27 protein-coding genes and 11 tRNA genes are annotated in these 24545 nt (G+C 28.9%); 9 read left to right on the forward strand and 29 right to left on the reverse strand.

The window, feature by feature from the left end; translation table 11 throughout:
• The first annotated feature begins 65 nt into the window (after positions 1-65).
• From BTM21_RS13300 to BTM21_RS13310, 3 genes are all read left to right on the forward strand, one after another.
• Entirely contained in the window at positions 66-521 is a 456-nt protein-coding gene (locus BTM21_RS13300) for a dUTP diphosphatase (protein WP_021876847.1), read from the forward strand.
• A gap of 80 nt (positions 522-601) precedes the next feature.
• On the forward strand, positions 602-1033 hold the full coding sequence (locus BTM21_RS13305) for a DMT family transporter (protein ID WP_021876848.1): 432 nt from the start codon (positions 602-604) through the stop codon (positions 1031-1033).
• Between the two features lie 65 nt (positions 1034-1098).
• Positions 1099-2295: a S8 family serine peptidase gene (locus BTM21_RS13310; protein ID WP_079481735.1), complete on the forward strand. Its 1197-nt coding sequence runs from the start codon at positions 1099-1101 to the stop codon at positions 2293-2295.
• A gap of 32 nt (positions 2296-2327) precedes the next feature.
• Here the strand turns inward: BTM21_RS13310 and BTM21_RS14105 are convergent, their stop codons facing one another.
• Positions 2328-3524 carry a peptidoglycan DD-metalloendopeptidase family protein gene (locus tag BTM21_RS14105; protein ID WP_161493116.1) on the reverse strand — a complete coding sequence of 399 codons (1197 nt, stop codon included), beginning with the start codon at positions 3522-3524 and terminating at the stop codon, positions 2328-2330.
• 167 nt (positions 3525-3691) lie between these two features.
• Between BTM21_RS14105 and BTM21_RS13320 the strand changes: the two genes are divergently transcribed.
• Positions 3692-4687 (forward strand): DnaD domain protein, encoded by a 996-nt coding sequence (locus BTM21_RS13320; protein ID WP_021876851.1) that lies wholly within the window; start codon positions 3692-3694, stop codon positions 4685-4687.
• A complete protein-coding gene (locus BTM21_RS13325; RefSeq protein WP_079481737.1) occupies positions 4680-5654 on the forward strand; it encodes an ATP-binding protein in 975 nt (324 codons plus the stop codon). The genes BTM21_RS13320 and BTM21_RS13325 overlap by 8 nt, the downstream gene beginning before the upstream one ends.
• Positions 5655-5728: 74 nt before the next feature.
• Here the strand turns inward: BTM21_RS13325 and BTM21_RS13330 are convergent.
• From BTM21_RS13330 to BTM21_RS13385, 12 genes are all read right to left on the reverse strand, one after another.
• Positions 5729-5803: transfer RNA gene (locus tag BTM21_RS13330), tRNA-Thr, on the reverse strand.
• 5 nt (positions 5804-5808) lie between these two features.
• Positions 5809-5885 (reverse strand) — tRNA-Asp (locus BTM21_RS13335).
• An 8-nt stretch (positions 5886-5893) separates the two neighbouring features.
• Positions 5894-5969, reverse strand: a tRNA-Val gene (locus BTM21_RS13340).
• A gap of 8 nt (positions 5970-5977) precedes the next feature.
• Positions 5978-6052 (reverse strand) — tRNA-Glu (locus tag BTM21_RS13345).
• 50 nt (positions 6053-6102) lie between these two features.
• Positions 6103-6179 (reverse strand) — tRNA-Asp (locus BTM21_RS13350).
• Positions 6180-6188: 9 nt separating this feature from the next.
• Positions 6189-6264 (reverse strand) — tRNA-Val (locus tag BTM21_RS13355).
• Between the two features lie 9 nt (positions 6265-6273).
• Positions 6274-6348 (reverse strand) — tRNA-Glu (locus BTM21_RS13360).
• A gap of 5 nt (positions 6349-6353) precedes the next feature.
• A tRNA-Thr gene (locus BTM21_RS13365) sits at positions 6354-6428 on the reverse strand.
• A 48-nt stretch (positions 6429-6476) separates the two neighbouring features.
• A tRNA-Asp gene (locus BTM21_RS13370) sits at positions 6477-6553 on the reverse strand.
• A gap of 9 nt (positions 6554-6562) precedes the next feature.
• A tRNA-Val gene (locus BTM21_RS13375) sits at positions 6563-6638 on the reverse strand.
• 8 nt (positions 6639-6646) lie between these two features.
• Positions 6647-6721 (reverse strand) — tRNA-Glu (locus BTM21_RS13380).
• Positions 6722-6861: 140 nt separating this feature from the next.
• Positions 6862-7443, reverse strand: a complete 582-nt coding sequence (locus BTM21_RS13385; RefSeq protein ID WP_021876853.1) for a hypothetical protein — start codon at positions 7441-7443, stop codon at positions 6862-6864.
• 93 nt (positions 7444-7536) lie between these two features.
• Here BTM21_RS13385 and BTM21_RS13390 point away from each other — a divergent pair, with 93 nt between their 5' ends.
• Complete coding sequence (locus BTM21_RS13390; RefSeq protein ID WP_021876854.1) at positions 7537-8784, forward strand: BaiN/RdsA family NAD(P)/FAD-dependent oxidoreductase; 1248 nt, start codon at positions 7537-7539, stop codon at positions 8782-8784.
• A gap of 42 nt (positions 8785-8826) precedes the next feature.
• Here the strand turns inward: BTM21_RS13390 and BTM21_RS13395 are convergent, their stop codons facing one another.
• From BTM21_RS13395 to proC, 5 genes are all read right to left on the reverse strand, one after another.
• Positions 8827-9576, reverse strand: coding sequence for an acyl-[acyl-carrier-protein] thioesterase (locus tag BTM21_RS13395; RefSeq protein ID WP_021876855.1), 750 nt, complete (start codon positions 9574-9576; stop codon positions 8827-8829).
• A gap of 84 nt (positions 9577-9660) precedes the next feature.
• Positions 9661-9843, reverse strand: a complete 183-nt coding sequence (locus tag BTM21_RS13400; protein ID WP_021876856.1) for a DUF1858 domain-containing protein — start codon at positions 9841-9843, stop codon at positions 9661-9663.
• A 151-nt stretch (positions 9844-9994) separates the two neighbouring features.
• Positions 9995-10189, reverse strand: a complete 195-nt coding sequence (locus tag BTM21_RS13405; RefSeq protein WP_021876857.1) for a hypothetical protein — start codon at positions 10187-10189, stop codon at positions 9995-9997.
• 116 nt (positions 10190-10305) lie between these two features.
• Complete coding sequence (locus BTM21_RS13410; RefSeq protein ID WP_021876858.1) at positions 10306-11595, reverse strand: adenylosuccinate synthase; 1290 nt, start codon at positions 11593-11595, stop codon at positions 10306-10308.
• 380 nt (positions 11596-11975) lie between these two features.
• Positions 11976-12776, reverse strand: coding sequence for a pyrroline-5-carboxylate reductase (gene proC / locus BTM21_RS13415; protein ID WP_021876859.1), 801 nt, complete (start codon positions 12774-12776; stop codon positions 11976-11978).
• A 134-nt stretch (positions 12777-12910) separates the two neighbouring features.
• Here proC and BTM21_RS13420 point away from each other — a divergent pair, with 134 nt between their 5' ends.
• Positions 12911-13255 carry a hypothetical protein gene (locus BTM21_RS13420; RefSeq protein WP_021876860.1) on the forward strand — a complete coding sequence of 115 codons (345 nt, stop codon included), beginning with the start codon at positions 12911-12913 and terminating at the stop codon, positions 13253-13255.
• A gap of 29 nt (positions 13256-13284) precedes the next feature.
• Here the strand turns inward: BTM21_RS13420 and BTM21_RS13425 are convergent, their stop codons facing one another.
• The 11 genes from BTM21_RS13425 to BTM21_RS13475 all read right to left on the reverse strand — a co-directional run bounded on the left by BTM21_RS13425 (position 13285) and on the right by BTM21_RS13475 (position 22068).
• Complete coding sequence (locus BTM21_RS13425) at positions 13285-14622, reverse strand: replicative DNA helicase (protein ID WP_079481738.1); 1338 nt, start codon at positions 14620-14622, stop codon at positions 13285-13287.
• 112 nt (positions 14623-14734) lie between these two features.
• Positions 14735-16636 (reverse strand): Lon family ATP-dependent protease, encoded by a 1902-nt coding sequence (lonC, locus tag BTM21_RS13430; RefSeq protein WP_021876862.1) that lies wholly within the window; start codon positions 16634-16636, stop codon positions 14735-14737.
• 12 nt (positions 16637-16648) lie between these two features.
• Positions 16649-17095 (reverse strand): 50S ribosomal protein L9, encoded by a 447-nt coding sequence (gene rplI, locus BTM21_RS13435; protein WP_021876863.1) that lies wholly within the window; start codon positions 17093-17095, stop codon positions 16649-16651.
• A 1-nt stretch (position 17096) separates the two neighbouring features.
• The gene (locus BTM21_RS13440; protein WP_021876864.1) at positions 17097-19043 is read right to left on the reverse strand and encodes a DHH family phosphoesterase; all 1947 of its coding nucleotides are present in this window, start codon (positions 19041-19043) and stop codon (positions 17097-17099) included.
• A 21-nt stretch (positions 19044-19064) separates the two neighbouring features.
• The gene (locus BTM21_RS13445) at positions 19065-19382 is read right to left on the reverse strand and encodes a MazG-like family protein (protein ID WP_021876865.1); all 318 of its coding nucleotides are present in this window, start codon (positions 19380-19382) and stop codon (positions 19065-19067) included.
• 173 nt (positions 19383-19555) lie between these two features.
• Complete coding sequence (rpsR, locus tag BTM21_RS13450; RefSeq protein WP_079481739.1) at positions 19556-19798, reverse strand: 30S ribosomal protein S18; 243 nt, start codon at positions 19796-19798, stop codon at positions 19556-19558.
• A gap of 30 nt (positions 19799-19828) precedes the next feature.
• Positions 19829-20290 carry a single-stranded DNA-binding protein gene (locus BTM21_RS13455; RefSeq protein ID WP_021876867.1) on the reverse strand — a complete coding sequence of 154 codons (462 nt, stop codon included), beginning with the start codon at positions 20288-20290 and terminating at the stop codon, positions 19829-19831.
• A 13-nt stretch (positions 20291-20303) separates the two neighbouring features.
• Complete coding sequence (gene rpsF, locus BTM21_RS13460; RefSeq protein WP_079481741.1) at positions 20304-20591, reverse strand: 30S ribosomal protein S6; 288 nt, start codon at positions 20589-20591, stop codon at positions 20304-20306.
• A 108-nt stretch (positions 20592-20699) separates the two neighbouring features.
• Positions 20700-20885, reverse strand: a complete 186-nt coding sequence (locus BTM21_RS13465) for a DUF951 domain-containing protein (RefSeq protein ID WP_021876869.1) — start codon at positions 20883-20885, stop codon at positions 20700-20702.
• Between the two features lie 42 nt (positions 20886-20927).
• Positions 20928-21812 (reverse strand): mechanosensitive ion channel family protein, encoded by an 885-nt coding sequence (locus tag BTM21_RS13470; RefSeq protein ID WP_079481742.1) that lies wholly within the window; start codon positions 21810-21812, stop codon positions 20928-20930.
• Between the two features lie 16 nt (positions 21813-21828).
• Entirely contained in the window at positions 21829-22068 is a 240-nt protein-coding gene (locus BTM21_RS13475; RefSeq protein ID WP_079481744.1) for a putative Se/S carrier protein, read from the reverse strand.
• Between the two features lie 172 nt (positions 22069-22240).
• On the opposite strand from BTM21_RS13475, the gene BTM21_RS13480 reads away from it, so the two are divergent.
• Positions 22241-23398, forward strand: a complete 1158-nt coding sequence (locus tag BTM21_RS13480) for an aminotransferase class V-fold PLP-dependent enzyme (RefSeq protein WP_079481745.1) — start codon at positions 22241-22243, stop codon at positions 23396-23398.
• Positions 23399-23403: 5 nt separating this feature from the next.
• Positions 23404-24498, forward strand: coding sequence for a sporulation integral membrane protein YtvI (ytvI, locus tag BTM21_RS13485; protein WP_161493117.1), 1095 nt, complete (start codon positions 23404-23406; stop codon positions 24496-24498).
• Positions 24499-24545 lie beyond the last annotated feature (47 nt).

Raw genomic sequence — 24545 nt, forward strand, 5'->3', positions numbered from 1 at the left:
ACTTTTCAATATTCAAAACTTTTTGTAAAATAGAATTATTAAGTCCTAGGAACAGGGGGATATTTATGGATGCTCAATCACTTTTTAACGCTCAATTAGAAAAAAGTAAAACAATTAGTATTAACGAAAACTTAAATCAATATAAATTATCAGCTAGAAAGAATTTAGACTTACATATTAAACTTGGATGTCTTGCTGATGAAACTAGATGCTACAAATATTGTTTAAATCATGACTTACCTATTAATAAAGATATAGTATTTGAAAAATATTTAGATTGCCTTGGACAAATTTTATCAATAGGATTAGATAGAAATTATTCTGATATCCAAAATATAAGAGTTAAGCCTAATGATTATTGTTTAAGTGATCAATTTTTAAATTTATATATTGATATAAATGATTTAATAATTTCACCATCTAAAGATCATTTCTTAACACTTCTTGAAGACTTTATAAGTCTTGGAATTACATTAGGTTATTCAGCAAATAGAATTAAAGATACTTTTATTAATATATAAATAAGAAAAAACCTTCTAAAATTAGAGGGTTTTTTTCATATTTATATATTAAAGTGGAATACTATCTTTGAGGTGATATAATGTTTGCAATAATTGCTGCTATAATCTCAGGTATTTCCATGAGCTTACAAGGAGTTTTTAATACTCGTTTAGAAGAAAAAATAGGAACCTGGGAAACTAATGCTTTCGTTCAAGCTACTGGTTTAGTTCTAACTTTAATAATTTTAATGTTTTTTGGAAAAGGTAGCTTTAAATCTATTAAAGATGTGAACAAACTCTACCTATTAGGTGGAATATTAGGCGTTATTATTATTTTTACTGTAATGAAAAGTATAGGTGCTATGGGTGCTACTTGTGGAATAGGTATTATTTTAGTAGCTCAATTAGCTTCTGCTGGTATAATAGACGCCTTTGGACTATTCGGTACTGATAAGGTTCCATTTGGTATGAAGGAATTTATAGGCATAGGCATAATGATTATAGGCATAGTAATATTTAAATGGAAATTATAACTTATCATTAACAAAATCTCTCCTATTAATATACTATATAATGTAATTAATTTTAGGAGTATTATATGTTTTCTTTAAATAAGAAGCTAGATATTAACCTAAAAAACTGTATGGCCTCTAAAGTCCACAAAGATCATAGGGTTATTATTAAATGTAGTAGATTCCAAGATTCAATAGTGAAAAAAATATCCTCCTATAGAGGAGAAGTACTTAGATGTATTAAACATTGTGATATAATATCAGCTCGATTGAACAATAAAGCTATAGAAAGGCTTTTAGAGTATCCTGAAGTTGAATATATCTGTTTTGATGAATATTTATTTTTATGTGGAATGAGTGTCCCAACAGCTAATAAAACTAGATTATCTAGCAAAAGTAACATAACAGGTAAAGGTATAGGAATCGGGGTTGTTGATAGCGGTGTTTATCCTCACCCTGATTTGATTACACCTTACAATAGAATATCTACATTTGTCGATTTGATATCTGAACTTAAATATCCGTATGATGATAATGGACATGGAACTTGTACTTGCGGTATACTAGCTGGAAGTGGTGAAAAGTCTAATAATATGTATAGAGGTGTTGCTCCAGAAGCTAACCTTTACTGCTATAAAGCCTTTGATAAGATGGGTAAAGGCTTTGCCTCTGATGTATTGTATGCCATAGAGTGCTTAATTGAAGAAAGTGAAAAACATAATATAAAAATTCTTTGTTTACCATTTGAACTTTTATACTACAATGCTTTTTTACAATCTTGCTTTGATAAAATATTTAAGTTAGCTACTAGCAAAAATATAACTCCAATTGTTCCAAGTGGTAGCAACAAAAATATTGAAGGCTCAATAACAGGAATTGCACTCTCAAAGGATTGTATAACAGTTGCAGGTGTTGATACTACAGGAGTAATTAAACCTTATAATTATTCCTCTGCTGGGAATCTAAGAAGAGGCTCTAAACCTGATGTAGCTGCTGCTTGTGTAGATATTGTATCTTTAAATTGTAATGTAAATTATATATCTGAAAAGAATGGAATTAAATTATATCCTAAAAAGTTAGATGCGTCTTATAGAAGTTATACTGGCACTTCATTAGCTACTGCTTATATATCTGGAATATGTGCTTTGCTTTATCAAAATGATCCTGGTTTAACCTTTAAAGATACGCTTTCATTACTAAAAGTATCTTGCGATCCATTTGATATGCCTAAAAATTATCAAGGTGAAGGAAAAGTAAATATTAATAAGCTTATAAAAAAATAAGGTGCCTTTATTAAGACGCCTTATTTTTTGCTTTAAAGAATATATCCATATGGATTAACAGGTTCTCCATTTACTCTTAACTCAAAATGTAAATGTGGTCCTGTACTAAAACCAGTACTACCTATAGCCCCTATTAAATCACCTGCTTTTACTTTATCACCAGGCTTAACATATATTTTACTTAAATGAGCATAATACGTAGTCATTCCACCTTCATGCTCTACCTTTATTAAGTTACCATATCCTCCATTATTATATTCTGCATATATAATAGTCCCCTCTATAGAAGCTTTTACTTCATCTCCCATATTTCCTGCTATATCAATTCCCTTATGAAAAGAATTCCAACGCTCTCCATACCCTGAAGTTATAACATCACTGCCTGTAGGTTTATTTAAGAAAGCTACCCCCTCATAATATGGGTTTTTACTCCCTTTATAAATAATTGTATTAATAGGTTCTTTTACTATGTCTTCTTTTAAAACCTTACTTTCTTCTTCTCCTACATTTTTATATGTAATTTCTTTCAAGACATTTTTAATGCCATCTTGCCCCTCTTCGATTCTACTTTCTCCAATATATAAATTTTCATCTGAAGCTGTAATAGTTTGTGGTTTTATACTTTCTTGTACAGTTTCTTTAGTTTTTATATTAATTGCAACTAAATTTTCGCCTTCTTTAGAAATGTTATATATTTCTTCCGCTAACTCCTCTTCTGTATCTAAAGATGATAAATCAGTAACTTCTTCTTGTAAATTTATATTACAGGATATATCTGCTGATACAATATCTCCTTTATCTATATTTAAATTATCTATTTGTTTATCTGCAGCTAATTTTAATATATTATTTACCATATCATTAGAAGCTATATACCCTATTTTTTCTCCATCTAAGTTTAATCGATAAGCTGATGTCTTTCCTGTTAAAGCTCCTAACATATTTTTCTTAATTTCATTTTTATTACTTAATACTACCTCTTCATTTACTTTATTATATTTAATAGGTTCATTGTTGTTATTTACTATATTTGAATCTATATTTACCTCTTGTAATAATTCATTATAAACCTGCTTAGTTTCCTCTTTGCTATTTACATATCCAATAACACTATCATTAAGATATGCTTCTAAAATATAATTATCGTTTGCTAATAACATTATAACTATTGGGATAATTAATAATATTATTTTTATCGTGACACCTACTGTGTCTTTTTTTGTATACATAATTTCTCCTTCCTTTTTATTGCTATTATTGAAAACACATTTAATAATGTTCCCTATAAATTTAATATTATTCATTTTACCTGTTAATTGTTTTATTGAGTGATATACCTCACTTTGATATAATTAACTTAATGTAAATAAATATAAAGAAAGGTAGAGGAGAAATTATGAGTACATTTATGCTTAAATCTAAGCCCTTAAAATTTACTCCTATTAGTAATGTATTTATTGAAAAGTATATGCCAAAAGCTAGAGGAGAGTTTATTAAAGTCTACTTGTTAATGCTTAAGCATAATATGAGTGGCGAAATAGGAATAAGTTCTTCAATTTTAGCTTCATCATTAAATCTTTTAGAATCTGACATTATAAATGCATTAAATTATTGGAATGATGAAGGTGTCATTAAGTTAATCCCCATTGATAAAATGGGTAATTTTGAAATAGATTTTATAGATTTATCTCTTGAACCTATAAATAACTCTAAAGAAATTAACCTTTTAGATGAATTATCTGATGAAACTAATAATGGAATGTTAAAGGATATCGAAAGATTAATTGGAAGACCTTTATCCCCTACAGAATTCACTACATATATAAGTTGGAAAAAAGATTATAATTTTTCATCTGAGTTAATACTCTTAATTATAGAATATTGTGTTTCTAGAGGTAAAAGTAATGCTAGGTATATAGAAAAAGTTGCTATTGCATGGCATGAAATGAATATTAAAACTGTAGAAGATGCTCAAAATTATATAAGAAAAACAGAAGATAAATGGGGTACATATAGAGAGATTCTTAAATTCCTTGGAATTAAAAATGCAGATATAATGAAACCTCAAGAAGATATGTTAGAAAAATGGACTACAACTTATAACTTCTCATTAGATGTAATAAAAAAGGCTTGTGACATATGCTCTCAAAGATTGAATAGAGCTGACTTTAAATATATCGATGGAATTCTATCAAGCTGGAATAGAGATAACTTAAAAACTATTCAAGATATAGAAGCCAAAGAAGCTAAATTTAAAAGTTCATCTGCTAAAAAATCTTTCGATAATACACCTAATACTAAATCTAATTTAAAATTTAATAACTTCAAACCAAGAGATTATGACTACGATTCTCTTGAAAAGAAACTATTAGGATGGGATAACGATGATTAAAGGATACCAAAAAGAATTAGCTAATATATATGAACAAATTAAAATTAAAGAACAAAATAATTTAAATGCACGAAGAAAAGAAATTTCTGATAAGCATCCTGAAATTATGGAATTAGAAAAATCAATTCAAAAGCAAAGCTTGAATTTATCTTTGTCCATACTTAAAGGACTTACTGAAGAAGAACTAAATAAAATTAAAGATACAATAACCGACTTAAGATTTAAAAAATACGAGCTATTAGTTTCAAAAGGTTATGATCCTGAATATTTATCTCTTCATTATCAATGTCATAAATGCAAGGATGAAGGATATATTGGAATAAAAAAATGCTCATGTTACAAAAATAAGTTAATTAAATTATATTATAAGGATTCTGATTTAGAAGATGCTGTTAAAACTCATAACTTTAATAAATTTGATATAAGTTTATATTCCAACCATAAAATTGGAGAAGATAAATTTTCTCCAAGAAGAAATATAGAAAATATTTTAGAGTTTATTCAAGGTGATTATGTTCCTAATTTTTCAAAGCACAATAATAACTTATTGTTTTATGGCAATTCAGGTACTGGTAAAACATACTTATCTTGGTGCATTGCAAAAGAATTACTTGATGAAGGATTTTTAGTTGTTTATAAAACTTCTGATGAACTTATTAAATGTCTTAGAGATATTAGATTTAATAACAACTATGAATTAGAAGAATTACTGCTTAATTGTGATTTATTAATTATTGATGATTTAGGAGCAGAACAAATTACAGAGTTCTCTGCTACAGAGTTATTCACTTTAATTAATAGAAAATTACTTAAAAATAAAAAAATGCTTATATCTACTAATTTAAGTCTTCCTATGATAACTAAAATCTATAGTGAAAGAATTTATTCTAGACTTGTCGGTAACTTTAAGCTTTACAAATTTTATGCAGAAGACATTAGAATACAATTAAATTTAAAAAGACGATGATTATTTCATCGTCTTAGTTTTTTATATTTAATTTCAAACAATAAAAAAAGCTTTGGAAAAATCCAAAGCTTTTGTGGAGCTGGCAATAGGAATCGAACCTACAACCTGCTGATTACAAGTCAGCTGCTCTACCGTTGAGCCATGCCAGCAAAATTGGCGACTTAGAAGGGACTCGAACCCTCGACCCCTGGCGTGACAGGCCAGTACTCTAACCAACTGAGCTACTAAGCCATTTAATTTGGTGGGCACAACAGGGATCGAACCTGTGACCCTCTGCTTGTAAGGCAGATGCTCTCCCAGCTGAGCTATGCGCCCAAAATAAATGGTGACTCCTAGGGGAATCGAACCCCTGTTACCACCGTGAAAGGGTGGTGTCTTAACCGCTTGACCAAGGAGCCATATTAAGTTGTTTTTTGTTTTTAATATTTAAGCTTTTGTAAAATTAAAATGGCGACTTAGAAGGGACTCGAACCCTCGACCCCTGGCGTGACAGGCCAGTACTCTAACCAACTGAGCTACTAAGCCATTTAATTTTGGTGGGCACAACAGGGATCGAACCTGTGACCCTCTGCTTGTAAGGCAGATGCTCTCCCAGCTGAGCTATGCGCCCAAAATAAAATGGTGACTCCTAGGGGAATCGAACCCCTGTTACCACCGTGAAAGGGTGGTGTCTTAACCGCTTGACCAAGGAGCCATATATGGAGCTGGCAATAGGAATCGAACCTACAACCTGCTGATTACAAGTCAGCTGCTCTACCGTTGAGCCATGCCAGCATATAGCTTAAAATATTAAATTTTATGTTATGTTTTTTAAAATTAAAATGGCGACTTAGAAGGGACTCGAACCCTCGACCCCTGGCGTGACAGGCCAGTACTCTAACCAACTGAGCTACTAAGCCATTTAATTTTGGTGGGCACAACAGGGATCGAACCTGTGACCCTCTGCTTGTAAGGCAGATGCTCTCCCAGCTGAGCTATGCGCCCAAAATAAATGGTGACTCCTAGGGGAATCGAACCCCTGTTACCACCGTGAAAGGGTGGTGTCTTAACCGCTTGACCAAGGAGCCATATTAAGTTTTGCTCTTTTCTTTCAGGAGGCTTTCTCCTGCCGAGCACATTAACTATAATACATAAATTTTAATATAGTGTCAACACTTTTTTTAAACTTTTTTATTTATTTAATTTTATACTAGGTTTTTACTAGATTTTATTCTAGTAATTTCACCATCTTATCTCTTGATTCTAGGCACTTTAAGCCTTGTCCATACCTAGAAAGTTGCTTTTCTTTTTCTTTAATTTCTTTTTCGATTTTTTTAATTTCAAAGGTACATAATTCGAAAAATTTTTCTTTATTAATTTCTTCTATAGATATATTATACCCAACTTTTTTAAAATTTTCTCCACTTGCAATAATATTTATAGGTATGTGATTATTAATGATACAAAGTATTTCTTTATCCCATATTCCTCTTTTATTTACTTTATATTTATCTTTTAGTAAATTAAGTGCTTCAAATTCTTCATTGAATTGCTCTTGAATATTATCTACTAATATTTTATATAAGTTTATTGATATTCCTCTATTTAACTTTATCTTTAATAAATCTCTATATTTAATTAAAAATTTATCTACATCTGATTCAGTAATAAATTCTATATCTTTGTTTAAAAATATATTTATACCTTTAGAATTAGGATAGTTAACTACTGATTGATCATAATTCATTCTTCTAACTTTAAATTCTTTTTCAAAATCACTACTATCCTTATTTATAACTCTTACTTTCATATATTTCACCTCTATAAATAGTATTCCATAGTTTTATAACTTATATTACTATGATAAAATTTATTTAAATATACATTAAGGAGACTAAATATTATGATACATCATGATTTAATTATAGTTGGTGGTGGAGCTTCTGGATTAACTGCAGCTATTGCCGCAAAAGATTTTGGTATAGATGTAGCTATTTTAGAAGCTACCGATAGAATAGGTAAAAAGATTCTAACTACAGGTAATGGTAGATGCAATATTTCAAATAGCACAATATCTTTTCCCTTCTTATCTTATCATAGTGAAAACTCTAACTTTTTTGTTGAATCACTATCTAAATTTACAGTAGAAGATGCTAAATCATTTTTCCTATCTTTAGGTTTACCTATTGTTGAGTTAAATAACGGAAAAATGTACCCACAATCGTTACAAGCTTCTTCTGTTGTGGATATTTTTAGATTTGCTTTAGAGGAGAGAGAAATTCCTTTATACACAAACTGCAAATTAAAATCTATCCACAGGAAAAAAAGTTTTAAGTTATCCACAAGTAACGAAGAGTATAATTTATTCACATGTAATAAATTAATTCTTGCCTGTGGAGGAAAATCAGCAGTTAAAACTGGTTCTGATGGCTCTGGACATTCATTAGCAAAATCCTTAGGCCATAAAATTATTGATCCTATTCCTGGAATAGTTCAATTAAAGTTAGAACATCCTAATTTAAAAGCATTGTCAGGTATAAAATTTGATGGATATGCCACACTATTAATTAACGATAAACCTGCAAGAAAAGAATTTGGAGAGATTCTTTTCACTGATTATGGAATTTCTGGACCTCCAATTCTCCAAATATCAGGTCACGCATCTAAAGCTCTTAATCAAGGAAAAAAAGTTGAAATTCTTGTAGATATGATGCCTAATTCTTCTTTAGAAGATATAGAAAATTTCATTGAAGGTCATTTGGCTGTATTTTCTCATAGACCTATAATAGATGCATTAATAGGAGTAGTTAATAAAAAGCTAATTCCTACTTTATTAAAAGAAGCTAGAATTACCAATCTTCATTGTCCTTGTTATGATTTAGAATGGAAAGATAGAAAAAAACTAATAAATCTTTTAAAACAATGGAGATTTAAATGTATTGGAACAAATGGATTTAATCAAGCTCAAGTAACAATCGGTGGAGTTGATACTAAAGAAATAGATTCAAAAACCCTTGAATCTAAACTTATAAAAGATTTATATTTCTGTGGTGAAATATTAGATGTAGATGGAGATTGTGGTGGATTTAATCTACAATGGGCTTGGAGTTCTGGATACTGCGTTGCTAAAAATATAGCTAACTCTAAATAAAAAAATCGTAGCTAATAAAAAAAATTTATTAGCTACGATTTTTTAAATATGTTCCCAAATTCCTATTAATTTTGTAAGTTCTACTCCATCCTTATTTTCAATTCTATGAATAGATGTCAGTGTCCCATTATCTTCTTCTCTTATCGATGATAATGCACATATTTCTTCTCCATAGGTACATTCTTTTTCAAAAGTTACTTTTATATTTTCTAACCTAAAATCTCTTACTACTTCTACTGGTAATGATTCTATAGCCCATTCCACATATTTAGCATTATTAACATGTCTATTAAAATCTATATCACTATATCTAATTTTAAAATCTTTTTTATAAGTGACCTCTTCTAGCTTCTCTAATCTTTCTATCTTAAATGTATCTTTAATATCAGAGTCTAAACCATAAATTTTATACTGATCTTCTGGTATTCTCATGGTTTTTCTCTTTTCCATATTTATTAAGAAAAATATCGCTTGTGCTTCTACAACTTTATTTCCAGCTTCATCATAAATATTATACTCTCTTATAGCATAAAACTTTTTAAACCCTATAGCTTCTGTCGTAGCCTTAAGTTTTTCTCCATACTTAGGATATCTATTGACCTTTACATCATATTGATAAAATACCCAAGCCATATTTTTATCTATTAGATACTGTATTCCTCCCCCTAACTTTTCTGATTGTTCAGTTCCTACATCTGCTAAAATGTTTATTATTGAAGTCATTGTACAGTCTAAATTATAGTCAGCCTCGTAAAAATGTACTTCATATTCTTTTGAATACTTTTTTCCCATAGTCCCCCTCCTACTAATTTCTTTTAAATTTAAATAAAAGGCTCCGTAGTTAAATCTTACTACAGAGCTGATAATTTTTCTTTATTACTTGTTTAGAGCTTCTATTAGAGCATCTATGCTTAATCCATGAACCATTGCAGCTTCTTCTAATGTTTCAGCTTGTGCTGATGGACATCCAACACATCCCATCCCAAAACTCATTAATATTTCGGCTGCATCTGCTTTTTCTCTTATAACTTCTCCGATTGTCATCTCCTTAGTTATCACAAGTACCACCTATCCTTCTAATTAATTTATTATTATGTTTAAATAATATGCACAATTTAATTCTTATAGTTAAATTATATACACAACTTTTTTTAAAGTCAATTTTATAGATTCCCCTTAAATTAATGCTCTTTTAACATAACTCTAAATTTTAATAGTATCTGTTGAAATTTAATTGTCTAATTAATTCTTCTCTATCTATACCATATTCAGAACTTATTTCTTCTATTGTTTTATCATTATTTGTAGTAATTACTCCACATCCTACTCTAAAACTCATTAATATAGATTGTGCCATATGATTTTTAGAAATTACCTCTCTTAATGTTGTATCTTTTGTTATCATAATATCACCTCTGCTATAAATTTCTATTAATAGTATTAGGTATTAATTATTTCATTATTCCTAATAAAAAAAGAATTATCTTAAATAGTAAGCTATTTAAGATAATTCTTTTATTTTTATAATTCTGAAGTTACTCTTATTGTTTGATCTCTTCTTGGACCAACTCCAATAATAGAAATTTTAGTTTCTGTAAGTTCTTCTATTCTCTTTAAGTATTTCTTTGCATTTTCAGGTAATTCTTCGTAGCTTCTTGCATCAGCTACTTCTTCACCCCAACCTTCAAATTCTTCATAAATAGGTTCGCATTTAGCTAAATCTTCTAAACTTGCTGGGAAATAGTCTATAACTTTATCTTCAAACTTATATCCTACACATACCTTTAGTTTTTCAAGTCCTGCTAATGTATCTATTTTAGTAACACATAATGAAGTTAAACCTGATACTCTTACTGTAGTCTTTAATATAACAGTATCTAACCATCCACATCTTCTTGATCTTCCAGTAGTTACTCCATATTCATGACCTTTTTCTCTTATCCAATCTCCAGTAGCATCATTTAATTCTGTTGGGAATGGACCTTTACCAACTCTTGTTGTATATGCCTTAGCTATACCAACTGCATTTGTAATCATAGTTGGCCCTACACCTACACCATTAGCAACTCCACCTGCAGTAGTATTAGATGATGTAACATAAGGATATGTTCCATAATCTATATCAAGTAACATTCCTTGAGCTCCTTCAAATAATACTGTCTTATCTTTCTTTATTTCATCATATACTCTAACTGAAGTATCTTGTACAAAAGGTCTTAACTTTTCTGCAAATCCTAAATATTGATTAAGGATTTCATCATAGTTTAAAGCTTCTCCACCAAGAACTTTAGTTATATAATCATTTTTCATTTCTATGTTTTCTTTTAACTTTTGAGCAAAAACATCTTTGTGCATAAGATCACAGATTCTTATTCCACATCTTTCAAATTTATCTGTGTAACAAGGACCTATTCCCTTACCAGTTGTTCCTATATCATTTTTGCCTCTTGCTTGTTCCTTTAATTTATCTAAAACTTTATGATATGGCATTATAAGATGAGCTCTATCACTAACGATAAGTTTTTCTGGTGTAACCTTAACACCTTCACCTTCTAAGTAGCCTATTTCTGTGAATAAAGCTTCTGGATCTACTACAACACCATTTCCTATAACATTAAGCTTATCATCATATAATACTCCTGAAGGAATTAAGTGAAGCTTATATTGCTTTTCTCCAACTTCAACTGTATGACCTGCATTATTTCCACCTTGGAATCTAACAACAACTTGTGCTTCCTCCGCTAAGTAATCTGTCATTTTTCCTTTTCCTTCATCGCCCCATTGAGCGCCTAAAACAATAAATGCTGACATTAATATTGCCTCCTTATGAAAAGACTATTTTTTAGCCTTGCATCAATAAAATTTGGATTTTTATTTACTACCCACATATCATAGTAACAAAATACATTAAAATTTTCAACTAATTTGCGAATATTTTTTTACATTGTTTAATAATAATTCGTATAATATTTATATAGTCATCTATATTTTAGGTAAACTATTATTATTTATACTATTTTATATAAAAAAGTAGTATTATTATGAACATTTACAAATATACATTAAAATTTAATAAATATTTAATAAAAAAAGCTAAAATTATATCAATATAAAAAGTAAAATTTATAAATAATAATAAAAAACTAAGCTATATTTAAAATTAAATACAACTTAGTTTAATTTAAGTAAATTTACATATTTTTAGATTTCTCTGCACACTTTTCCATGCCTTTAATAACTGCATTTCTAAATCCTTGATTTTCAAGTTCTATTACTGCATCTATTGTTGTTCCACCAGGTGAGCAAACCATATCTTTTAGTTCTCCTGGATGCTTTTTAGTTTCTAAAACCATTTTTGCAGATCCTAAAACACTTTGTGCTGCCATGTTATATGCTTTAGTTCTTGGTATTCCTAATTTAACTGCAGCATCTGCCATAGCTTCTATAAACATAAATACATAAGCAGGTGATGATCCACATAATGCTACAAAACCATGAAAATCTTTCTCTGCTAGTATTTCACAATCCCCAAAACTTTTATATAAATTACATATATATTCTAACTCTTCTTCTGTTACAAATTTATTAGGACATATAGCAGACATTGCCTCACCTACTAAAGCTGGTGTATTAGGCATAGTCTTTACTATTTTTAGTTCTCTTCCAATCCAACCTTCTATTTGTGATAAATCTATTCCAGCTGCTATTGTTACTATAATAACATTATCTTTTAGATAATCTTTAATTTCTTTAATAACATCTTTATACACATTAGGTTTAACTGCTAAAAATAGTATATCTGATATTTTAGCTACCTCTAGATTATCTAATGTACACTCTATTCCTATTTCTTCTTTTATCTTTTCTTTAGATTCTTTACTTCTTGTTGATACTATAATGTCTTCTTTTTTTATAGATTTAGAATTTAAAAGTCCCATTACCATTGACTTTCCCATATTCCCACAACCTATAAATCCTATTTTCTTATTCATTATTATCCCCCTATCTTTTTATGATTTTCTATTTTTATCTTGTTTAATTATAATTTATATATCTCACCATCACCCTCATAGCATAGCTTGTTCTACACTCCATAAACTATATGTACAAGTAAGGAGGTATGACGATGGACGATAAAAATATTTATAATAAATTTTTAAATAATAAAAATAAATTTATTTCAGACTTAATTGATGATAACTCCTTAAATACAAATCCTATAATTAATATAACCCAAAATAAAAATTACTATGATATATTAATATCTTTAAATGGATTAAAAAAAGAAAATTTACTATTAAATTATATAAATAATTTTCTTATTTTAAATTTAAATTTAAAGAGTAAAAATAATAAATCATTGCAATATAAAAGGTTATTTTATTTAAAAAATATTGATATTTGTAATATAACTAATAAGGTATCAGCTAATTTAATTTATTTAAAAGTTCCTAAACTTATAAACTACTAAAAAATAAAAGCTATGCAAATGCTTAGCTTTTATTCTTTATAAACTAATTCTAAATTAGCAAATTTACTATGTGATCCAATCCATGCCATTTTTACAGTTCCAACTGGACCGTTTCTTTGTTTTGCTATTATACATTCACCTATATTCTTCTCTTCTGTTTCTTTGTTATAGTATTCATCTCTATATAAGAACATAACAACGTCAGCATCCTGCTCAATTGATCCAGATTCTCTTAAATCTGATAACATAGGTCTATGATCAGCTCTTTGTTCTGGAGCACGAGATAACTGTGATAATGCTATTACAGGACATTCCATTTCCTTAGCTAATGCTTTTATAGATCTTGAAATTTCTGATACTTCTTGTTGTCTACTTTCGCTCCCTGAGCTTCCTGACATAAGCTGTAAATAGTCAATAAGAATTAAATCTATTCCATGTTCCATTTTGATTTTTCTACACTTAGATCTCATTTCCATTACACTTAATCCTGCAGTATCATCTATAATTATTTTAGCTTTAGATAATGGTCCTGTTGCTCTAGCTATTCTCTCCCAATCATCATCATCTAAATTACCAGTTCTAAGCTTTAACATATCTACACTTGCTTCTGAACATAATAACTTATAAGCTAATTGCTCCTTAGACATTTCTAATGAAAATATAACTACACTTTTACCTTCTTTTAAAGCTGCATTTTCGGCTATATTTAAAGAAAATGTTGTCTTTCCCATTGATGGTCTAGCCGCTATAAGTACCATATCACCTTTTTGAAATCCTGAAGTTTTAGCATCTAAATCTCTAATACCAGATCCAACACCTGTAATACTTCCCTTATTATTAAATAGTTTTTCTATTTCTAGAAATCCTCTCTCTAAAACGGTTGAAAGTGATTCATAATCATTTGCTCCATTTTTCTCTGCTATATCAAAAACTTTCTTTTGTGCTAAATCTAGTACATCATCTACTTTATCTTGACTGTTATAACTTTCTTCAATAATCTCAGTTGAAGATTTTATTAGCTTTCTTAATAAGGATTTCTCTTCAACAATTTTTATATATGAACTTAGATTTGCTGTAGTAGGAACCGAAGCACTTAATTCTGATATATAAGTTACTCCACCTGCTTTTTCTAACATATCTGTTGATTTTAGATGTTCTAATAAGGTTACAAGATCTACAGCCATATCTTGTGCAAACATATCTCTTATAGCTTTATATAAAGCTTTATGACCATCTCTATAAAAATCATCCTCTTTTAGCTTTTCTAAAACTTTAGCTATAGCACTTTTATCTATTATCATAGATCCAATAACAGATTGTTCAGCTTCTATGCTTTGTGGCAAACTTCGCATAACCGGTGCATCCATATGTAACCTCCTCTCTCGTATTAATAAAGTTATTATATCAAAATAACTCTATTTTATAAAACATTATTGTAAAAATAAAATTAGACTTTCCATTAGGAAAGTCTAACCTATATTATTTTTTAAATACTATATCCATAAGTTCTTCTATTTCACTTATAGTTACTACTTCTATATCATGTAAACCTAATGGAATTTCTTTCTCATTATCTTTAGGTACTGCTACAAGCTTAATACCTTTTCTTCTTGCACCATATATTTTTTCAAATATACCTCCAACTGGCTTTACCTTACCTCTTAAGGATATTTCCCCGGTAATAGCTACATCCTGTCTTATTGGCTTATCAAGAAGTGCACTTATTATACATACAGTAATAGCAGCTCCTGCTGAAGGTCCATCTATTCTACCTCCACCAACTACATTTACATGTATATCATAATCTTTTATATCTTTGTTTGTTATTCTTCTAATCACAGATGCTGCATTGAATACAGAGTCTTTTGCCATCGATCCTGCTGTTTCATTAAACTTAATTACTCCAGTACCTTTTTTATGTGCTGGGAATATAGATGCTTCAATCTCTAAAGTTGATCCCATAAATCCACTTACACCTAAACCATATACGTGGCCAACTTCATATTTATCTATATCTTCAATAATTTCATAAGGTGAATATCTACCTACTGAAATTACTTCTTCAACATCTTTCATTCTTATAATATGATTTTCTTCTGTAGCATCTTCTCCTGCTGTATATAATGAATAACCATATGCATCTGCTAATATATTAACTGCTTTTCTTCCTTCAATAGTATATTTGCTTATAAACTTAGCTATACCATCTTCTAGTTTTACATTTAATTTTTCTGAAGCATTATATATTATATTTTCTATATCTTCCGCTGATAAAGGTTCAAAATATACTTCTGTACATCTTGATCTTAATGCAGGATTTATTTTTCCCGGCTCTCTAGTTGTAGCTCCAATTAAAACAAAATCTGCTGGTGCCCCTTTTTCAAATAAATATCTAATATATTCTGGTGTATTTTCATCGTCAGGATCATAATATGATGATGAATATTCAACTCTTTTATCTTCAAGAACTTTTAATAATTTGTTTTGAAGTATTTCATCTAATTCACCAATTTCATCTATAAATAATACTCCACCATGAGCTTCAGTTACCAATCCAGTTTTAGGTTCTGGAACTCCAACTTCTGCTAAATCCTTCTTACTACCTTGATATATAGGATCATGTACTGAACCTAATAGAGGATTTGTTATTTCTCTTGGATCCCATCTTAATGTAGTTCCATCAACTTCAACAAATTTAGAATCTCCATCAAAAGGAGTAAATCTTAACTTTTTAGCATATTCTAAAGCTAATCTAGCTGCTGAAGTTTTACCAACCCCTGGAGGTCCATATAAAAGTATATGTTGTGGATATGGAGATGACATCTTTGAAATAAGAGATTTAACAGCTCTTTGTTGCCCTACAACTTCATCAAAGTTTTCAGGTCTTAATAAGCTCATAACATTCTTATTTATATTTTTTGCATCTAATTGTTGAAGTCTCTCTAGCTTTTTAGTTGTCTTAGTGCTTTCAGGTCCCTTTTGTTTCTTTATTATAGAAACCCTCATATCATCCATAAACTTATCTTGTCTCTCTGCTAAAGCCTTTTCTACTTGTGACTCAACTTTATTTTGCACATATTTTTTAGCTATATTTTCTGATATGAAATATATAGTATCTTCTAATATATCTCTTACAGTATCTTCATTTGGTATAGTCTTTGTTCCTTTACCTTCTGAAGCTATCATATTTAATGCATAAGCTCTTTCATAAGGACTTGGAGAGCTTACATATTTTTGAAGCTTAAATCTAACAGTCCTTGCTCTTATAGCACCTTCATCTAATATGTTACTTAGTATTTGATTTAATACATTAATCTGTGCATCTAATGATAATTCACTATCTAGTAAACCATCTAACTTTTCTTCGCCGTATGACTTCAAATCTAATCCTCCTTATGCTTCTGGCACAATAATTACTCTCATTTTAGTTGTTACTTCTGGATATAACTTTAATTCTATTTCATATCCTCCTGCTACCTTTATTGTATCCATAACTATCTTCTTTTTATCTATTGATAAGTTAAATTTTTTATTTATTAATGTAGCTACGTCTTTACTAGTTATTGCTCCGAATAATCTTCCATTTTCTCCGCCCTTAGCTTTTAAAGTTACTTCTTTTCCCTTTAATTCTGCAGCTAATTTTTGAGCAGCTTCTAATTCAGCTAATTTCTTTTTTCTTTCATTTTCTTTTTTTGTATTTAAAATGTGTAAATTTCCACCGTTAGCTTCTTCTACTAATTTTCTTGGAAATAAGAAATTTCTTGCGTATCCATCTGATACCTCTATAACATCGCCTTTTTTACCTAACTTTTTAACATCTTGTAATAAAATTACTTTCATGTTATTCACCTACCCTTAAGTTTTTTATTATTGATTGTTTTAATATTTCTTTTGCTTGTTCTATTGAAACATTTATTAGTTGAGCCCCTGCCATATTCATATGACCTCCTCCACCAATAGATTCTAATATAACTTGAACAGTAATATCACCTATAGATCTACCACTTATTATAATATCTTCATTTATTTTTCCAAGAACAAAACAAACATTTATTCCTGATATATTTAAAAGTTCATCTGCAGCTCTAGCTATCATAAAGCTTTCATTCAATCTATTTGGTGCAACAGCAATTGCTACTCCATCTTTGACTTCTGCTGATTTGATTGTATCTGCTATTAGCAAGTAATCATCTAAATCATCAGTAAACATTTTTTTAACTTCTATTGTATCTGCTCCTAGAGCTCTTAAAAATGATGCTGCGTCGAAGGTTCTAACTCCTGCTTTAAATGAAAATCCTTTTGTATCCATAAATATACCAGCTAATAAACCTTCTGCTTCTAACCTTGATATATTAGGTCTTTGAACCATATATTGTATAAGCTCTGTCACCATTTCTGATGTAGATGATGCATATACTTCAATATAACTAAGTATTGCCCCTTCTATTATATCAGGACTTCTTCTATGATGATCTATTATTATTTTTCTATTGGCTTGTTCTGCTAAGCTTAAATCTTGAATGTACCCCTTATTGTGAACATCTACTATTATTAATAATGACTTTTCATTCATTTGCTCTTTAGCTTCTTCTGGAGTAATTAGTATCTCATCATATTTATCGTCATTTTTAATTTTAGATAAATAATATTCTATAGAATTATTTTCTTTATTCATTATAATATTACAACTTTTCCCTAATTGTTTTACTACTGCTGATAATCCTATAGCTGAACCAAAGCAATCCATATCTGGGCTAGAGTGTCCTATAATAAATACATTACTACTTTCATATATTAATTCTTTTAATGCATGTGCTATAACTCTTGCTCTAACTCTAGTTCTTTTTTCTATTTCTCTACTATTTCCACCAAAAAAGGTTATATTCTCATTGCTTTTGACAGCAACTTGATCTCCACCTCTACCTAAAGATAATTCTTTAGCAGTAACTGCAAAATTATAGTTTTCTTGCGGAGAAGTTCCACCTCTACCAACACCTATACTAAGAGTTACCTCTAAAGTATTTCCTCTATCTATTTTAGAGATCTCATCTAAAATATTAAATTTAGAATTTATTTCTTCGTTTACATACTTATCCTGAACAGAAAGTACATACTTATTAGAGTCATATTTTGTTATCATTGCTTTAAGTTTTTGAGCATACGTATTTATAGCTTTTTCTACTTCTGCAACCAACATAGGTCTGTCGCTTTCGCTTGTTGTTTCTAACGCCTCTGATAAATTATCTACCTCTATTAACATTATACTTTCTTTAGTATTCTCTATATTTCTTAGATTACTTATATCATTAAAATAAACAATATATATTTCTTCTTCATCATCTTCTAGTTTAATATGGCTAGCATATACTCTATACAAAGAATCTAATATCTTTATCCTTTGATGTAAGTCTTTATCACAAGCTAATAATCTTGCTAAATTTAATCCTCTAGCTATACTAACTACATTTAATCCAACAGGCTCTTCTTCTGTAAACTTATGAAATTTAGAATTCCCCCAGATTATTTTCCCTGTTTTATCTATTATAGCTACTGGAAATATTAAATTAAATATATTTTGATTTATTGAATTATTTATACTAACATTTAATTCTTCTATAGAGTTTTGATGTTTATTTTTAATAAGATACTCTGTTACATTAAATATAATAAAAATAATAAGTAATATTGAACCTAGTAGCGCGCTCTTTATATAATAGAAACCTATACACGCTCCTATAAACATTAGAGGTATTATCATTGGCTTAATGCTCTCTAGCTTTTTTTTCATAAAAGCCTCCTATATCATTAATTAATGATTTTTCTTTAAATGTCCTTGAAGCTTACTTAAACTTCTACCATCTTTTTCATACTCATGTCCTTCTGCTATGCCTGCTTTTAATTTTCTTTTAATATCGTCATCTACATCATCACACGAATATCCTAGTTTTTGTCCCAAAACATACAATATTAATATAGCACCTGATATACAATTTAATACGGCATCTTGAGCTACATTACTACCTTTAGTTAATAAATGATAGAACTCTCCAATTATACATAAAAGGTTAGCTTTTAGATTTTCTATCATTTTCATATTAGCCATTATATTTAGGTCCTCTCTCTTCACTCTTTTCACCCCTGTTCACATACCCTTGTATATATATTTTAATTATAAACGATTATTAATGCAACAAATTCTATACCCTAATTACAAATTATGTAAACACTTTTTAATATTTATTTTTGTTTAATAAATATTTTTATAGCAAAAAACCCCTGACAAGTCAGGGGTTATAATTATTACTCAGTTGTAAATGGTAATAATGCTATGTTTCTTGATCTCTTTATAGCACTTGTTAATTGTCTTTGGTGCTTAGCGCAAGTTCCAGAAATTCTTCTTGGTAATATCTTACCTCTTTCTGTAACGAACTTTCTTAACTTAGCTATATCTTTGTAATCTATAGCTTCAGCTTTTTCTACGCAGAAAGCACATACTTTTCTCTTAGATCTTCTCATTTTTCCAGATCTTTTTACATCTCTCATGCTTAGTTCCTCCTTATAAAATTTAGACATTTAGAAAGGCATATCTCCATCATCTACAGGAGTCATGTCTTCATCAAAACTCATTCCTCCAAATATATCATTTGAGGAATTTGAATAACCAGAATTGTTATTTGAAGATCCATATCCACCATTTGATGAACCTTGGTCTCTTCCACCACCAGCGTTTCCTGAACCGATAAATTCAAATGAATCTACAACTACATCAGTTGTATATCTTTTAGTTCCATCTTTAGCATCATAACTACCAGTTCTAATGCTTCCAGTAACAGCTAATTGTCTTCCTTTAGTAAGATATTGTGCTATTGTTTCACCTGTTTTACCAAAAGCTATACAATTGATAAAATCAGTTTCTTCTTTTTTGAATGGTCTATTTACAGCTAAAGAAAATCTTGTAACAGCAGTACCGCTACCAGCCGCAAAATTTAACTCTGGATCTCTAGTGAGTCTTCCAATAAGTATAACCTTATTCATTCAATATCACCTCTTACGCTTCTTGTTTAACAATGATGTGTCTTATAACACCATCAGTAATTCTGAATATTCTGTCTAACTCTTTTGGTAGGTCAGCATCAGCATTGAAGTTGATTAACGTATAGAATCCTTCGTTAACTTTTGAGATTTCGTAAGCAAGCTTTCTTCTACCCCAAACATCAACGTTTTCTATAGTTCCTCCACCATTTTCTATTACACCCTTAAACTTTTCGATGTTAGCTTTACAAGCTTCTTCATCTAATGATGGGTGTAGTATAAATATAGTTTCGTACTTTCTCATCATTTTCACCTCCTCCCCTCGGACAATGGCTGTGTCTTCCACAGCAGGGATTACAATTTTATATTTTATCAGTTTAATTTTTGTTTTGCAAGTTTTTTATTTGAATTACTATATATTAACTATTTTTTTTGCATCTTTTTGAAATTTACTTCTTGGAAGCATTATTATTCTTCCGCATCCCGTACACTTTATTTTTATATCTGCACCTAATCTAATAACTTCAAAAGACTTACTTCCACAAGGATGTTGTTTTTTCATTTCAACAATATCTCCTAATTCAAACGTATCTACCATATTTTATCCCTCCATTTATAATTCTTATATATATAGTCAACTTTATTTATTATCTTTCTTTATTATTTGAGTTTTAGGATATGGAATCTCTATACCAGCTTCATCTAAAGCTTCTTTAATATTTTTTCTTAATTCTCTTTCCATTTTCCATTGGCTTAAAGGTTTTGCCCTACCAATTACTCTAATATTAACACCTGATGCATTTAAAGATGTAACTCCTAAAACTTCTATATTTCCCCTTATTTCAGCTCTATTTTCTTCTTTAAATTTCTCACAAACCTTTGTTATTAATTTTATAGTTTCTTCAACATTTTCTTCATATGCAATTTCTACATCTACAAGGAATCTTATATCCCCTCTTGAATGGTTTGTTACTTCTAATATAGACCCATTAGTTATAATATGTAAATCTCCAGTAAAATCTCTCAAAACAGTTGTTCTTATCCCAATATTTTCTACTATACCTGTATATTGATTTATAGTTATATGATCACCAACACCATATTGATCTTCAAACAATATAAAGAATCCATTAATTAAATCTTTTACTAGACTTTGTGCTCCTATACCTATTGCAAAACCTCCAACACCAAGAACAGCTGCTGAAATTCCTGAAAAAACATTAGCTACTATTATTGCTATTCCAGTAAAATATACTCCATATTTAAGAGCACTTTTTAAAACAGCTCCTATTGTTATAGCTTTTTGCTCATTCATTGAAAAACTAAGTTTACTTTTTATTTGACGTTTCATAAACTTATCTATAGCTTTATTTCCTATCTTTATGGTTAAGTACATTATGATTAATATAGAAATGATTTTAAGTCCTTTACTTAAAATCATTTCTATTTCATCCCACATTAATTCTAATTTTACTCCACCTTCAACTTGTTTCTTTAGAGTAAATACCATTAAATAATTACGCATAATACCACCTTTAATATTAATTAATTTCCTTATATCCACATTCTGACTTTAAATATATATTCTTGTAATTTGTTATTTTTTCATTAATTATTCTATTTACGCTATCTTTATCTTCAATTCTTACACACAAACCACAACTTTGAGTTATTGAGGTTGGTGTTGGCATCATTTTAAATATCATACCTTCCTTTTGTAAATTTTTTTCTGCCATCATTGCGTCTAATGTATTCTTAAATACTATAATGTAATACTTCATCTTTTTCCTCCTAATATAATTTATCCGTATAATATTAATTATATTATACTTATTTTTCTTTTTAAATCACTATATAAATAGTTTGATTAATAATTCTTAAAAATTAATGCAATTATTATTTTAATAATTTATAATTATCTTATTATAAACTATTAAAATAAAAGGAGTAGAAATGAGTATATATCTTGATAATGCTAGCACTACTTTTCCTAAGCCTAAAGTAGTTGCAGATGCAATTTATAATTTTATTACCACTGTAGGTGGTAATTCTGGTCGTTCAAACCACTCTAATTCATTAGAGACTAATAGAATATTATTTGAGTGTCGTTCTGCTCTAGCTGAGTTTTTTAATTATAACTCTCTTGAAAATGTTATTTTTACAAATAATATTACTACTTCCTTAAATATTTTAATTCAAGGAAGCTTATCTAATGGTGATCATATAATTACCTCATCTATGGAACATAATTCTGTTATTAGACCTCTTTACTATATGAAGGAACATCACAATATAGAATTAGATATAGTAAAAGCTAATAACCAAGGTTTTATAACAGCTTCTAATATAGAAAAACTTATAAAGCCAAATACAAAGTTTATTATAATAAGTCAAGCTTCAAATGTTACAGGCAGTATTCAACCTATAAAGGATATTGGACTTTTATGTAAAAAGCATAATATATTTTTTATACTTGATACAGCGCAAGGAGCTGGAACTTTAAAAACTGATTTTACTGAACTTAACTTAAGTGCACTAGCTTTTACTGGCCATAAAAGCTTATTAGGTCCTCAAGGTATAGGTGGTTTTATAATTAGTAACGAATTAAACGAATTATGTAAACCTCTATATTTCGGTGGTACTGGTAGTCTGTCCCACGATTTAAATCAGCCTGATTTTTTACCAGATAAATTCGAATCTGGAACTCTAAATACTCCTGGAATTATAGGTTTATTAGAGGCTATAAAATTTATAAATTCAGAAGGGTTAAATACAATATATGAATATAATAAATTTATTCACACTTACTTCATAAAAAATCTATTAAATATTGATAGAATTAAATATTATGGAGATCTAGTAGGTGATAAATCTACTACTTGTTTATCCTTTAATATAGATGGAATTGATACTGCTGAAGTTTCTTATATATTAGATAATGAATTTGGGATTAAAAATAGATCTGGATTACACTGTTCACCTTTAGCCCATAAATCTATAGGTACTTATCCAACTGGAACTATAAGACTAAGTACTAGTTATTTTACTCAAAAAGAAGATATTGATTTTGCGTTATCTGCAATAAATAAAATTTCTAAAAAGGGGTGTTGATGTCTTTGGATAACGATAATAATTTAATTGATGAAAATTATAATTTACAGGATAAGCTTTCTAAGCTGATTCTTTTCTTTGCAATTTATACTATGTTCTTTGTACTTTTTACAAGCACTATAAGATTTACCTTACCATTTGTATTAGCCGCTATATTTGCTTTGATATTAAAAAAACCTACTAAATATTTAATTAAAAAATTAAAAATGAAGTCCTGGTTAGCATCCTTGATTTCTACAGTTATATTTTTCTCGTTGTTTATAGTTACATTAGTCCTTATTATAAGCTCACTAACAAGTGAACTTATTTCAGTAGCAAAGACACTTCAAGAATTCTTATCAAGTAATTCACCAACATATTTTTCTGAATTAGGAGGATTCTTTGAAAAAATAGTAGCTAATTTAGATCTTATAGATCCTTCAGTATGGAGCAATATAGTTTCTACAGCTACAGAATCTCTTAATAAATTTTTACAAGTAGGTATATCAGGTGTTACTTCATTAGTTACATCATTATTTTCCTTCTTTGGTTATGTACCATATATAGGTATGGTTATAGCATTTACTTTATTATCAACTTACTTTTTTACTGAAAAAATCACAACAACAACTACAGATAAAATTAGCAATATTATTCCTAGCAATAGCAAAAAAATATTAAATGCAACTAAACACGGTAAAAAGATGTTAACTAATTATATACTAGCTTATATGTTTTTAATCTTTTTAAGTATGTTTATTACATTTATAGGCTTTTTAATATTTAAAGTTGACTATGCACTACTATTAAGTATACTAGCTGGATTATTAGATTTACTTCCTATAGTTGGTATGGCGTGTATATATATTCCTTTAATTTTATATTTTTTATATCAAGGAAATCTTTTTGTAGCTATTGGTTTAATCGTTCTATATGTCTTAGTATTTGTATCTAGACAATTACTTGAACCTAAAATAATGAGTTCTTCTCTTGGAATAAGTCCAATTTCAACTCTTGCAGCTATGTTTATTGGATTGCAATTAAATGGACTTATGGGAATGATTTTCTGTATGTTTTTAGTAGTTTGTTATACAGTTCTAAAAAAAGTAGAAATCTTATAGTAATTAAATTTAATAATTGAATATCTACCTCCTTTATTGGCAATAAT

Origin of the sequence: Clostridium chauvoei, from assembly GCF_002327185.1 — a bacterium.
Lineage (GTDB): Bacteria > Bacillota > Clostridia > Clostridiales > Clostridiaceae > Clostridium > Clostridium chauvoei.

Coding starts and splice junctions, on each gene's coding strand:
- BTM21_RS13385 (WP_021876853.1), bottom strand. CDS start 7,443: ATGAAAGTAAGAGTTATAAATAAGGATAGTAGTGATTTTGAAAAAGAA.
- BTM21_RS13465 (WP_021876869.1), bottom strand. CDS start 20,885: ATGGTAGATACGTTTGAATTAGGAGATATTGTTGAAATGAAAAAACAA.
- proC (WP_021876859.1), bottom strand. CDS start 12,776: ATGAATAAGAAAATAGGATTTATAGGTTGTGGGAATATGGGAAAGTCA.
- BTM21_RS13390 (WP_021876854.1), top strand. CDS start 7,537: ATGATACATCATGATTTAATTATAGTTGGTGGTGGAGCTTCTGGATTA.
- BTM21_RS13410 (WP_021876858.1), bottom strand. CDS start 11,595: ATGTCAGCATTTATTGTTTTAGGCGCTCAATGGGGCGATGAAGGAAAA.
- BTM21_RS13305 (WP_021876848.1), top strand. CDS start 602: ATGTTTGCAATAATTGCTGCTATAATCTCAGGTATTTCCATGAGCTTA.
- rpsR (WP_079481739.1), bottom strand. CDS start 19,798: ATGAGAGATGTAAAAAGATCTGGAAAAATGAGAAGATCTAAGAGAAAA.
- BTM21_RS13395 (WP_021876855.1), bottom strand. CDS start 9,576: ATGGGAAAAAAGTATTCAAAAGAATATGAAGTACATTTTTACGAGGCT.
- rplI (WP_021876863.1), bottom strand. CDS start 17,095: ATGAAAGTAATTTTATTACAAGATGTTAAAAAGTTAGGTAAAAAAGGC.
- BTM21_RS13325 (WP_079481737.1), top strand. CDS start 4,680: ATGATTAAAGGATACCAAAAAGAATTAGCTAATATATATGAACAAATT.
- BTM21_RS13405 (WP_021876857.1), bottom strand. CDS start 10,189: ATGATAACAAAAGATACAACATTAAGAGAGGTAATTTCTAAAAATCAT.
- BTM21_RS13480 (WP_079481745.1), top strand. CDS start 22,241: ATGAGTATATATCTTGATAATGCTAGCACTACTTTTCCTAAGCCTAAA.
- rpsF (WP_079481741.1), bottom strand. CDS start 20,591: ATGAGAAAGTACGAAACTATATTTATACTACACCCATCATTAGATGAA.
- BTM21_RS13440 (WP_021876864.1), bottom strand. CDS start 19,043: ATGAAAAAAAAGCTAGAGAGCATTAAGCCAATGATAATACCTCTAATG.
- BTM21_RS13455 (WP_021876867.1), bottom strand. CDS start 20,290: ATGAATAAGGTTATACTTATTGGAAGACTCACTAGAGATCCAGAGTTA.
- BTM21_RS13300 (WP_021876847.1), top strand. CDS start 66: ATGGATGCTCAATCACTTTTTAACGCTCAATTAGAAAAAAGTAAAACA.
- BTM21_RS13420 (WP_021876860.1), top strand. CDS start 12,911: ATGGACGATAAAAATATTTATAATAAATTTTTAAATAATAAAAATAAA.
- BTM21_RS13320 (WP_021876851.1), top strand. CDS start 3,692: ATGAGTACATTTATGCTTAAATCTAAGCCCTTAAAATTTACTCCTATT.
- BTM21_RS13475 (WP_079481744.1), bottom strand. CDS start 22,068: ATGAAGTATTACATTATAGTATTTAAGAATACATTAGACGCAATGATG.
- BTM21_RS13470 (WP_079481742.1), bottom strand. CDS start 21,812: ATGCGTAATTATTTAATGGTATTTACTCTAAAGAAACAAGTTGAAGGT.
- BTM21_RS14105 (WP_161493116.1), bottom strand. CDS start 3,524: ATGTATACAAAAAAAGACACAGTAGGTGTCACGATAAAAATAATATTA.
- BTM21_RS13310 (WP_079481735.1), top strand. CDS start 1,099: ATGTTTTCTTTAAATAAGAAGCTAGATATTAACCTAAAAAACTGTATG.
- BTM21_RS13425 (WP_079481738.1), bottom strand. CDS start 14,622: ATGGATGCACCGGTTATGCGAAGTTTGCCACAAAGCATAGAAGCTGAA.